The organism is Neobacillus nitrireducens (assembly GCF_030915405.1).
In the GTDB taxonomy this organism is placed as follows: Bacteria; Bacillota; Bacilli; order Bacillales; family Cytobacillaceae; genus Neobacillus.
Window position 1 is genome coordinate 4,150,380 of sequence record NZ_CP133262.1, and the last position, 12,217, is coordinate 4,162,596.

Genomic DNA, 12,217 nt, shown 5'->3' on the forward strand with positions numbered 1-12,217 from the left:
ATAAATTCATCAGGTGTTCTTGATAGAGAACCATAATGAAATTAAATATAGGTAATAGGTTACATATACCATTAGATTCTAAAAGATTTTTCACTGAAATATAAAATATACAGGGAACTTTGCATTCAATAAAGTTTCATGTAGTTATGTATAGTCAAGTTGTTCTTTTTAGTGAACTAATGAAATAATCTTTAATAATAGAATTTTCTTGCTGGTAGGAGGGAAAGATGAGCGCAATCGCCGGAATATATCATTTAAACGATGAACCAATCAATTTAGAGCACGGAAATCGAATAATGAAAGAACTAGAAAAATATCCGGCTGATGATATCCAAACTTGGCATAGTGATAAAGTCTTCCTTGGCTGCCATGCTCAATGGATCACACCAGAGTCTATAGGTGAAAAACTACCATACTATGATCATGAACGGAAACTAGCTATTACAGCTGATGCAATTATAGATAATCGAGATGAATTATTTGAGAGATTACAAGTTGATAAAAGGAAAAGAAAAGAAATAACTGATAGTGAACTTATTTTGCTTTCCTATCATAAATGGGGAGAGGACTCTCCGAAATTTCTGGTTGGCGATTTTGCCTTTATGATTTGGGACGAGAAGAAACAGCAAATCTTTGGTGCAAGAGATCCTTCTGGATATAGGACGCTATACTATTTCAAGAATAATTCACGATTAACTTTTTGTACAACAATCGAACCCTTATTGACTTTGCCCTATATTGAGAAGCAATTAAACGAAAGTTATCTTGCTGAATTTTTAGCTATTACTGGAATGATTGATACGGTCGATGCTCGAATGACCCCTTTTAAAAATATTGATCAAGTGCCTCCATTTCATTCGATTACAATTAATGGAGAAAGAACGAACCTAAAACGCTACGGAACATTTATGCCAAAAGAAAAATTAAAATTGAAATTAAATGAAGAATACGTAGAGGCATTTCAAGAGGTTTTTCAAAAGGCAGTAAATAGTAGGTTACGAACGCATCGTGGAGTAGGTTCGCAATTAAGTGGGGGGTTGGATTCCGGAGCAATTGTAGGCTTTGCAGCAAAAGAACTTCAAAAAGAAAATAAGACATTACATACCTTCAGTTATATCCCACCGAAAGATTTTGTTGATTTCACACATAAACGATTAATGCCGAATGAGCGACCATATATTAAGAAAACGGTTGAATATGTAGGAGGAATTTCTGACCATTACTATGATTTTGACGGGAGAAGTTCTTATACCGAAATAGACCAATATCTTGATGTGATGGAAATGCCGTACAAATTTGCAGAAAACTCTTTCTGGTTAAGAGGTGTTTTTGAGAAAGCACACGAGAAAGGCATCGGGATTCTCTTAAACGGTGATAAGGGCAATTCAACGATATCGTGGGGTTCTGCAATAGATTACTATGCAATTCTATTAAAAAGATTTAAGTGGCTGCGGCTTATTCAAGAATTACATCTTTATAGTATGAAAACAGGAGGAGCAAGATTTCGATTACTGCCTTTTATTATTAGAAAGGGCTTTCCTTTCATAAATCAAAAGGTAGCAGCGAACAAAGCATTGGACCTCCCGACTTTAATTAACCCAGACCTGGCTGAGAGAACGGGTGTATTTTCAAAGTTAAGGGATTATGGGATTGATAACTCTGGCTGGTTAACCTCGCAAAATATTTACGAACAAAGAAGAATTATCTTTGAAAATATCTCCACTTGGAATTCGGGGAGTACACTTGATGCCAAACTATCCTTGCGATATAAACTTTGGAAACGTGATCCTACAAATGATATTCGAGTAGCTCGTTTTTGTTTTTCAGTACCAGAAGAGCAATTTGTTCAAAATGGGCTAGATCGAGCGCTTATCCGAAGGTCCACAGAAAATTTACTGCCAGACCAAATTAGATTAAATCAACATGTCAGAGGTGTCCAAGGTGCAGATTGGCTCCATCGGATGATTCCAGATTGGAGTATGCTCATTGAAGAAGTGAAAGAACTTACTAATGACTCATCCTTAATAAATTTTTTTGATGGAGAAGTAATAAGGTCGGCTTTAAATAATAGTGAAAAGGGTTTAAGGACAGAAAGTATGTCTGACCCAGACTATAGAATATTAATGAGAGTTGTAATAGTATATCGCTTACTAAAAAAATACTTTGAAAGGGGGTGATTAGATGAAAAGAGAGTGGAAGACACCTGTATTAGAAATGTTAGATGTAAAGCTGACAATGCATAACACTGCAGGAAATTTTTATGATGCTACCTATGCCGATGGAGAGACAATCCCTACAGATCCAGTTACTGGTCTGCATATGGACGCCAAGAGTTAATATGAAGAATAATTAAGTTTTCACTTACTTAGGTTATGTTGTAGGATGTTTGAAATTTTATGTCTAAGAGTCCATCTAGACGGTATTATTTGACTTAAAAAAGGCCCTTGTATATGGAAGATTATATAAGGGCTTTTTATAAATAAGGGACTTTTTGGAGTGAATACGATGGAGAAAGTTGCAAATGAAGTAGTTTATAATGCCTTTGGATTTTCAGTGAAAAGTAGAATCCCTTTCCCTGAATTATTAGTGGTTGATAACGAGAGAGACTCTATTGATATAGAAATTGAATTAAAGGATTTATCGAAATTATGGGTTGAATTATCAGATTCGCAAAGCACTTTAGTAATGAATGAAACTTTAGTTATGTTTAAGGTTGCTGACACAGCTATTTTTCTTGTTGAAGAGGGAAGTAGAATCACTGTATCACCTCTAAATGAATATAAAGAAGATGTCATACGACTGTATCTATTGGGTAGTTGTATGGGGGCAATCTTGATGCAAAGAGGAATCATTCCTTTACACGGGAGTGCTGTCGCAATCAATGGAAAAGCTTACGCTATTATTGGTGATTCTGGGGCTGGAAAGTCTACTTTGGCATCAGCCTTTCTCCAGAAAGGTTATCAATTGCTAACAGATGATGTAATTGGTGTTTATTTTACAAATGATAATGTACCAATGGTGATTCCATCCTATCCCCAACAGAAACTTTGGCAAAAAAGCTTGGATGCGTTCGGAATCGATAATAGAGAGTTCAGACCTGTTTATCAAAGAGAAACTAAGTTTGCAATTCCAATCAAAGATCAATTCATATCTAATCCGCTGCCACTTGCAGGCTTATTCGAATTAGCAATAACCGAAAACGAAGAAATAGAGCTTAAACAAATTGAAGGTCTTTCTCGTTTGCAGACGATCTTAATTCATACCTACAGGAACTTTCTGATTCAAAACCTCGGTCTTTCCAATTGGCATTTTACAAATTCAACGAAGATTGTTAATCGGGCAACTATGTATCAGTTACGGAGGCCAAATAATTCGTTTACAGTAAACGAGTTAGTTTCGCAAATCTTAAATTGTATAGACAAGGAGATTGGAAAATGAAAATGCTAAGTGAGTATAAACTTTCAATGGAAACTACGATCGTTCAAAGTCCAGGAAATATTATCAGTGATATGGATGGGGAAACCGTGATGATGAGTATTGATAACGGAAAATACTACAATTTAGGTACTATTGGTGGGTGTATTTGGGGTAATATAAAAACCCCTATTTCTATTCAGCAATTAATCTCAAAATTAACTAAAGACTTTGATGTGGACCAAAGTAAATGCCAGGACGAGGTAATCCCCTTTTTAGAGCTGTTATTAAAAGAGAAATTAATTATGATAGAAAAAGATTTAAAGTAAGGAAGGATTCGTGAAAAGTGAGAAAGATATGGTTATTCTTCACTTCAAATGGCCCGAAGAAAAAATTATTAATAGAAGCGTACATTCTATTAGCATGGGCACGCGTATTAAAAGCCCTTCCTTTTAGTAAGGTTTCCTCGACTCTTGGTTCTCGAATGGACGAAACATCGTTCGAAATTGATCCCGTAAAAATAAAAGTATTAAAACAAGTATCACATGCAATCCATATTATGAGTAAATATACCTTTTGGGAAAGCCAATGTTTGATAAAGGCTATAGCTTGCATGAAAATGTTAGAACGGCGCCAGATTGATAGTACAATTTATTTTGGAACTGCCAGAGATAAAAACGGAGAAATGATTGCTCATGCCTGGTTAAGAAGTGGTCCGCTTTATTTGACTGGTGCAGCAGAAATGAAGGGATTTGTAGTTGTTAGTAAATTTGCAAAAAAAGTCAGGAACCACGAACTACCCTTGGAGGAACCGAAATGAAAGAAGCCATACATTTTGTAAAACTTATCTATTCCTTTTCAGGTAAAATCCTCTATATTAATCTTTTAGCAATGGTAGGAATCAGTCTATTTGAAGGTGTAGGTATTTTTTTGCTAATTCCTTTAATGAACCTTACAAACATTGTTGACTTGAACTTGCATAATAGTTATTTGAATAATAAAGTCCTTAACATTTTTCAAGGTTTTTCCGAAACCATTGGTTTTTCAATAATTTTAAGCATTTTCGTTCTTGTAATAATAGGACAAAGTTATTTTCAAAGGAATCAAACAATCTTGAATACAAGAATTCAACAAGGTTTTGCACGTTTTTTAAGGGAAGAAACGTATAAATTAATATTATTAGCTAATTGGAGCTTTTTTCTAAGAAATCGAAAATCAGATCTTATTAACTCGATGATTATGGAAACAGGCCGTGTAAGTGGTGGTGTTAATCTTTTTCTGAATTTTATATCTTCCATCATATTTACCTTAATTCAAATAGGTATTGCCTGTTTTTTTTCGATAAAGATGACCATTTTGGTAACTGCATTTGGGTTTTTACTTGTTTTTTTCTCAAGAAAGTTTATTAAGAAGAATAGTATATTGGGTCTGAATAATATTGAATTATCACAAACCTATATGGCCGGAATAACCGATCATTTCAACGGTATAAAAGATATCAAAAGTAACAACTTGGAGGAACATCATATATCGTGGTTTAAGAACCTTAATGAAAAGATGGAAAAAAACGTAATAGAAACTGTGGATTTAAAAACAAAATCAAACTTTATTTATAAGGTTGTATTCGCACTTTTAATTGGTATTTTTGTATTTATTTCAATAAAAATGTTCAACGGACAATCTGCTGCGCTATTTTTAATTCTTATTATATTTTCTAGATTATGGCCAAGAATTACTGGGATACAAGCATCATTGGAACAGTTGGGTTCTGTATTGCCCTCATTTAAAGGTCTTCTCGCTCTGCAAAAGCAATGTAAAGAGTATCAAGAACTAAATGAAAGAATGATTCATAATGTTAAACCACTCATAATAAAACTAGGTATAGAATGTAAGGACGTATATTTTAAATATAATATAGCAGAGCAAACTTATGCTCTACAGAAAGTTAACTTGCAATTTCCAGCGAATCGAATGACAGCTATAGTTGGTCGATCTGGTGCTGGTAAAAGCACATTAATTGATTTATTAATGGGTCTTAATCAGCCGGAAAAGGGTGAGGTTTTAATTGATGGGAAAATACTATCAAGTAAAAACTTACTTGAATTGAGACGTTCAATCAGTTATGTGCCACAAGATCCCTTTCTGTTTAATGCAACCTTACGAGAAAATTTATTAATTATTGATCAAAATGCTAATGAGAAACAAATATGGGAGGCACTTGATTTTGCTGCGGCAGCTGATTTCGTTAGTAAGTTACCTCATGGACTTGATACCCTAATCGGGGATAGGGGGATAAAGCTATCTGGTGGGGAAAGGCAAAGGCTCGTCCTAGCTAGAGCAATTTTACGCAATCCATCCATTCTAATATTAGATGAAGCAACAAGTGCTTTAGACACAGAAAACGAGTCTAAAATTCAAGAAGCACTGGAAAGACTGAAGGGAACGATGACAATTATCGTTATTGCACACCGCCTATCAACCATCAGAAATGCAGATCAGGTGGTAGTACTGGATCATGGCGAGATTATTCAACAAGGACGTTTTAACCAGCTTGCCAATGAAAAGAGAGGAATGTTCAACCATTTACTTAAAAAGCAATTAGAAGTAAGTGGGCAATCATTATAATAATGAGTATATCAGACTTTTCACAGAGAAAAAACGAATTGACACGTTCTTTATAATGAACTAATATATGAAATATAAAGGAAAATATTTTATTTTTAAATTAAAAGGTAATTTTTTTATCAAGTTTGTTCTCTTTTAAGAATTGTTTTTTTGAAAATAAGTCTTACATATAAGGTGATAAAATGGAAAGTTTTCAAAAAATGGGTCGAGGAACTCAAAAAGCACCAAAGGAGATTAATCTTAAAGAATTGTTCCTTGTGATAAAAAGGCGTTTCTGGATGATTGCTTTTATAACCTTCTTAGCGGGAATAGCGGGTTATATACTAAATCAATCGACAGTAGCTCCGTTATATCAATCTTCTTCAAGAATTATTATTGGTGCAGATGGCGAGTCAAGAAAAACTTTACAAGTTATTGTAAGAGATTCTTCTATTCTAGACATTGTTATTAAGAAATTAAACTTAAAAGAAACAGCCGATCAATTAGCAAATCAGATTTCGGTCGCCAGTCTGGAGGACTCTCAAGTAGTTAGTATAAGTGTAATGGATAAAGATCCAGTCAGGGCATCAGAAATAGCTGATACAACAGCTGAGACATTTAAAGAAGAAGTCCCGAAAATCGTTGGGAAAGACTATATTCAGATTCTTTCCAAAGCAAAGGTAAATCCGGATCCAATTAATCCAAAGACAAATAATAAACAATTGTATGCAATAATCGGGGGGATTGTGATTGGGATAGGATTAGCATTCTTCTTAGAAACGTTGGATGATAGAATCCGCTCCAATAAAGAGATTGAAGAATTACTAGATGTTCCCGTTTTAGGAAAAATCCCAAAAATTAATAAAAGAAATATGAGAAGAGCAGCAAATAAAAGTAAATTAGAAGTAGAAATGAGGGGCGAGACTATTGATTACAAATAAGAGAACATCCAATCAAACAAAAAGAAAAGCCCCCTTTGTTACTTACTACTATCCCGAATCTGCATTGGCAGATCAATTTCAAATGATTCAAACCAATATTAATTTTCTTATGTCTGAAAAAACAACACAAACCCTCATGGTTACCTCCCCTGAAGAAGGAGATGGGAAATCGACAATGTTAGCGAACCTTGCAGTATCGATGGCGCAACAGAAGAAGAAGGTGCTTTTAATTGATACCAATTTAAGAACTCCAGCATTACATGATTTCTTTCATACCTCTAATTCAACTGGATTAACGGATTTACTGACAGGAAGGATGAACTTTGGTGAAGTGGTTCATCATACTGAGATATGGAGACTAGATTTACTAGCAAGTGGTCCAATTCCCAAAAATCCTGTTGAGTTATTAGGATCAAAAATGATGAAGGATTTGCTAGTAAAACTAAAAGAATCCTATGATGTTATTATCCTAGATTCATCAGCTCTTCTGAAGCTACCAGATACCAAGCTTTTGGCTGGCCTATGTGATGGTGTTCTTTTGGTCATTAAAAGCGGTAAAACGAAACTCCAGAATGTAACTGAAGCTAAAAAAGTGTTGGAATTTGCAAAAGCAAGACTTATCGGTGCTATTTTAAATCAATAGTAAGAGAAGGGCTCTTTTTTTAAATAGCATTGTTCTTAATTAAGAATTAAAACGTTTTGTGTTTAGGATTAGCTAGATGTTGGAGATGTCTCCCTTCCGTTATCAATGGAGGCACTCGGTCATGCTGTGGGTAAAGGACCTTAGACGCTAGTCGTCGATAGTGTGATGTGAGGACGGGTTAAATGCCCATATTATTAAAAATGATAGGTATGTGTTCTATAAAGAACCTATATCTATCATTTTTAGTTAGACTCATTAGAAAAAGGGATAATTACAGGGAATTTAGGAAATAATTTATAGTTTTATCAATATACGAATATCAGAGAGTCAATTAAAGGTGGGAAGGAGAGAAGTTATGACGTATCGTCAACGACTATCATTTTTTGTTTTAATCGACTCTTGTATTGTTTTATTGGCAATCTACTTGAGTAAGTTTTTTGTGGATGGGACCTTTCATGTCTTCACTCCTAGGATGGTAGTTACATCCGTTGTAATGATTATTAGTCATCATTTAATTTCTTTAAAATTCCATTTATATCAAAAGGCATGGGCATATGCAAGTATTGGGGAATTACTTAGTATATTAAAGATTGTAACCCTTTCAATAATCATTGCAGGGGTCATGCAACAAATTTTTATTAAGGATGTTTCGTTTCGGTTATTAGCTGTAACCTGGCTTGTGAATATGTCATTAATTGGCGGAACTCGCTTCTCCTGGAGACTTTACCGTAACACACATCTAAAGCAAATAGATAACAAGAAAAGATTGCTAATCATCGGTGCGGGTTCTGCGGGAACCATGGTGGTAAGACAATTACTAAATAATCTTCAATCGGATTTACTTCCTGTTGCCTTTATTGATGATGATGGGAAAAAGCAGCGGCTGGACATTTTTGGGATACCTGTCATCGGTGGGATATCAGAATTAGAAGAGGCTGTAAGAAATTTGGAAATTGATAACGTAGTAATCGCCATACCTTCTTTAAATAAGAAAGAGTTAAATCGAATTTTCCAAGAGTGTGCAAAGACAACGGCAAAAACGCAAATTTTACCAATGCTAGAGGATTTAATGACAGGGAAGGTTTCGGTTAATCAGTTCCGGGATGTTCAGGTAGAAGACTTGCTCGGTAGAGAACCTGTTCAACTAGACATAGAAAGTATCTCGGAAAACATTACTGATAAAGTAATATTGGTAACAGGAGCTGGAGGGTCAATTGGGTCTGAAATCTGCCGTCAGATTGCACAATTTCGACCTAAACAGCTTATCTTATTGGGACATGGCGAAAATAGCATTTACACTATCGAAATGGAATTAAAAGAGACTTATCGAGATAGTGGTATAAAATTATTTCCTGTTATTGCGGATATACAGGATGAAAAGAAACTGATGTCTGTGATGGGTTATTTTCGGCCAGATATGGTTTATCATGCTGCAGCCCATAAGCATGTACCCCTTATGGAGGCAAACCCAGAAGAGGCTATAAAAAACAATATTATTGGGACGATGAACCTTGCTAAAGCAGCCAGTTGGAATGGAGTTAAAACATTTGTCATGATTTCAACAGATAAAGCCGTTAACCCGACAAGCGTGATGGGAGCGACAAAACGACTTGCGGAAATGATTGTGCAGCATATCGATCAGAAAAGTAATACAAAATTTGTTGCAGTCCGCTTTGGCAATGTATTAGGAAGTAGGGGCAGTGTCATTCCATTATTTAAAAAGCAAATTAAAAAAGGCGGGCCTGTAACGGTAACTCACCCCGATATGATTCGATACTTTATGACGATCCCAGAAGCATCAAGACTTGTTCTCCAAGCAGGTGCTCTTGCAAAAGGAGGAGAAATTTTTGTATTGGATATGGGTGACCCTGTTAAAATAGTTGACTTAGCTAAAAATTTAATCAAACTCTCAGGAAATTCAATTGAAGAAATTGGAATTGAATATTCAGGGATTCGTCCGGGAGAAAAGCTGTTCGAGGAATTGTTAAAAGAGGATGAAGTACATGGTGAACAAATTTATCCGAAGATCTATGTGGGGAAAACATCTGAGCTCTTCATCCAGGAAATAGACAACCTTATTGCTGCTTATTCTATTCTAAGTCATGAGGAAATTAGGGAAAGGCTTCTTAATTTAGCGAACTATAAAATAGTTAAAAATCCAAAAGTATCAATATCTGTATAATTAAATGACCCTACAAAGCATTGGGTGTAATACTCACTCTGAAAGGACCTTTTTATGACTGTCCTCTGGATTAATCTTGCAATAGTGTTTTTATGTTCATTTCTTTCGCGTTATTTTTCAAGAACTCTGGTATTGAATAATTCATTGGTTTCAATAAAGCCCAATAAATTATTTGCTTTGGGTACGATAATATCTTTTATTCTAGTTTCTGGACTGCGTAATAATATTGGAGATACCCCCTTCTATGTACATACCTATAATATTACTAATTTTACTTGGGAGTTAGTTAAATCACAAGATGAAATGGGATTTGCAATTCTTCAAATGATTTTAAAAAGATATTCAAATGATCCTCAAATTTTAATATTTACTACTGCTTTAGTTACAAATGTTCTTATCATCATTGGTTTATATAAATATTCAAGATTATTTGAATTAAGTGTCTATGTATATATAACTGGCGGCTTGTTTTTAGTCACTATGAATGGAATTAGACAATGCCTTGCAGCAGCAATTATTTTTACGGGTACAAAATATTTAATAGAGGGTAATTGGTTTAAATATTTAGTACTAATAGTTTTTGCATCTCTATTCCATCAAAGTGCATTGATTTTAATTCCAATTTATTTTTTTGTAAGATATAAGGCTTGGTCAAAGGCGACATTAATCCTATTACTCTTTTCGGTACTAATTGTTTTAGGCTTTAATCAGTTTTCAAGTGCCCTATTTTCAGCCCTCCAGCAGAGTCAATATGGTGTATACAGTACCTTTAATGAAGGTGGAGCAAATATCCTAAGGGTAATTGTATTTGCCATTCCACTGGTCATTGCTTTCTTCGGTAGAGAAAGGCTGAGAGAAATATTCCCGCATAGTGACCTTTTTGTAAATATGTCGATCATTGGTCTTTCCTTTATGATTATTTCAATGGGAAATTGGATTTTTGCCAGATTTAATATTTATTTTGAACTTTACCAAATCATCTTAATTTCATGGATCGTTAAGGTTTTTAGAAAAAAGGACCAAAAGCTTGTATATTATGCAATCATATTATGCTATTTGGGGTATTTTTACTATGATAGTGTGATTAATTTAAATATAAAATATTTTAGTAATTATTTAGGATAAAGTTCACTTCTATGAATCTATAATATTCTCAATTTAGGGGGTTCTAAATGGCGATATTAATTACTGGAGGAGCCGGATATATAGGAAGTCACACATGCGTTGAATTGCTGAATACAGGCTATGAAATTGTGGTCTTGGATAATTTTATAAATAGCAAACCTGAAGTAATTAAAAGAATAACAGAAATTACAGGTTGTACTTTTAAATTTTATAATCATGATTTGTTAGATAAAAAAAGTTTGGAACAGGTATTTTTAGAAAATGATATTGAAGCCGTTATTCATTTTGCAGGTTTGAAAGCAGTAGGTGAATCTGTTGATCTTCCTCTTCAATATTATTATAACAATATTACCAGTACCCTTGTTCTATGTGAAACGTTGCAGAAATATGATGTTAAGAAATTAGTTTTCAGTTCATCTGCAACAGTTTATGGGTTACCAGAACGATTCCCTATTTCTGAGGATAGCCCATTAAGAGCGCTAAATCCATATGGGCGTACAAAGCTAATGATTGAGGAAATTTTACAAGACCTTTATGTATCAGACAAAAACTGGAGTATTTCAATTTTGAGATATTTTAACCCCATTGGGGCTCATGGTAGTGGACAAATTGGGGAGGATCCTAATGGCGTTCCAAATAATCTGATGCCTTATATCGCCCAGGTGGCTATTGGGAAACTAAAGGAGCTCAATGTTTTTGGAAATCAATACGCTACTAAGGATGGAACGGGTGTAAGGGATTATATTCATGTCGTTGATTTAGCTTTAGGGCATTTAAGGGCCTTGGAAAAGAATACATATTCAAAAGGTGTCGAAGTTTACAATCTTGGAACTGGAAAGGGATATAGTGTCTTAGAAATGATATCGGCTTTTGAAGAGGCTTCGGGTAAGAAGATTCCTTATAAAGTAGTTGATTCTAGACCTGGTGATGTAGCTGTTTGCTACGCAGATCCATTGAAAGCGGAGAAAGATCTGGGCTGGATTGCTAAAAAAGGGATTGACGAAATGTGTGTAGATGCTTGGCGCTGGCAGACTAAAAACCCATACGGCTACGAAATAAATCAAGAGATAAAAAGTCCTTACTTCATTAAAAGTGAGGACTTTTTAATTAGAAATAAATATTGATTGATCTTAAGAGAGGGAATTGAAATGGCTATATCTGAGTGTTTAAACCAAGAGAAACTAAAAGAAATCTTAATGAATATTTATGCCAGAGGGATGGAGACAGAAGACATTCATGTGAATGATGTAGTTGATGAAATAAAAAAACAAATATTAGCTGAATCCAAATAGCTCAGGAGGTTAAAAG

General features: G+C 34.6%; 12 protein-coding genes. All 12 read left to right on the forward strand.

Going from position 1 to position 12,217, the window contains the following annotated elements; all coding sequences use genetic code 11:
* Positions 1-227: 227 nt before the first annotated feature.
* The 12 genes from RCG22_RS20085 to RCG22_RS20140 all read left to right on the forward strand — a co-directional run bounded on the left by RCG22_RS20085 (position 228) and on the right by RCG22_RS20140 (position 12,201).
* Positions 228-2,177: an asparagine synthase-related protein gene (locus RCG22_RS20085; protein WP_308104404.1), complete on the forward strand. Its 1,950-nt coding sequence runs from the start codon at positions 228-230 to the stop codon at positions 2,175-2,177.
* Between the two features lie 4 nt (positions 2,178-2,181).
* Positions 2,182-2,337, forward strand: a complete 156-nt coding sequence (locus RCG22_RS20090) for a paeninodin family lasso peptide (RefSeq protein ID WP_308104405.1) — start codon at positions 2,182-2,184, stop codon at positions 2,335-2,337.
* A gap of 168 nt (positions 2,338-2,505) precedes the next feature.
* Complete coding sequence (locus tag RCG22_RS20095; RefSeq protein WP_308104406.1) at positions 2,506-3,438, forward strand: phosphoenolpyruvate carboxykinase (ATP); 933 nt, start codon at positions 2,506-2,508, stop codon at positions 3,436-3,438.
* Between the two features lie 2 nt (positions 3,439-3,440).
* Positions 3,441-3,743: a lasso peptide biosynthesis PqqD family chaperone gene (locus RCG22_RS20100; RefSeq protein WP_308107212.1), complete on the forward strand. Its 303-nt coding sequence runs from the start codon at positions 3,441-3,443 to the stop codon at positions 3,741-3,743.
* Positions 3,744-3,760: 17 nt separating this feature from the next.
* Positions 3,761-4,234 carry a lasso peptide biosynthesis B2 protein gene (locus tag RCG22_RS20105; RefSeq protein ID WP_308104407.1) on the forward strand — a complete coding sequence of 158 codons (474 nt, stop codon included), beginning with the start codon at positions 3,761-3,763 and terminating at the stop codon, positions 4,232-4,234.
* A complete protein-coding gene (locus RCG22_RS20110; protein ID WP_308104408.1) occupies positions 4,231-6,039 on the forward strand; it encodes an ABC transporter ATP-binding protein in 1,809 nt (602 codons plus the stop codon). Before RCG22_RS20105 ends, RCG22_RS20110 begins: the two co-directional genes overlap by 4 nt.
* Positions 6,040-6,239: 200 nt before the next feature.
* Complete coding sequence (locus RCG22_RS20115) at positions 6,240-6,959, forward strand: YveK family protein (protein ID WP_308104410.1); 720 nt, start codon at positions 6,240-6,242, stop codon at positions 6,957-6,959.
* The gene (locus RCG22_RS20120; RefSeq protein ID WP_308104411.1) at positions 6,946-7,602 is read left to right on the forward strand and encodes a CpsD/CapB family tyrosine-protein kinase; all 657 of its coding nucleotides are present in this window, start codon (positions 6,946-6,948) and stop codon (positions 7,600-7,602) included. Before RCG22_RS20115 ends, RCG22_RS20120 begins: the two co-directional genes overlap by 14 nt.
* Before the next feature lie 355 nt (positions 7,603-7,957).
* Positions 7,958-9,784 (forward strand): polysaccharide biosynthesis protein, encoded by a 1,827-nt coding sequence (locus tag RCG22_RS20125; RefSeq protein ID WP_308104412.1) that lies wholly within the window; start codon positions 7,958-7,960, stop codon positions 9,782-9,784.
* 54 nt (positions 9,785-9,838) lie between these two features.
* Positions 9,839-10,909 (forward strand): EpsG family protein, encoded by a 1,071-nt coding sequence (locus tag RCG22_RS20130; protein WP_308104413.1) that lies wholly within the window; start codon positions 9,839-9,841, stop codon positions 10,907-10,909.
* A 47-nt stretch (positions 10,910-10,956) separates the two neighbouring features.
* Positions 10,957-12,033: a UDP-glucose 4-epimerase GalE gene (gene galE / locus RCG22_RS20135; RefSeq protein WP_308104414.1), complete on the forward strand. Its 1,077-nt coding sequence runs from the start codon at positions 10,957-10,959 to the stop codon at positions 12,031-12,033.
* Positions 12,034-12,057: 24 nt separating this feature from the next.
* Entirely contained in the window at positions 12,058-12,201 is a 144-nt protein-coding gene (locus RCG22_RS20140) for a YwzD family small protein (RefSeq protein ID WP_308104415.1), read from the forward strand.
* Positions 12,202-12,217 lie beyond the last annotated feature (16 nt).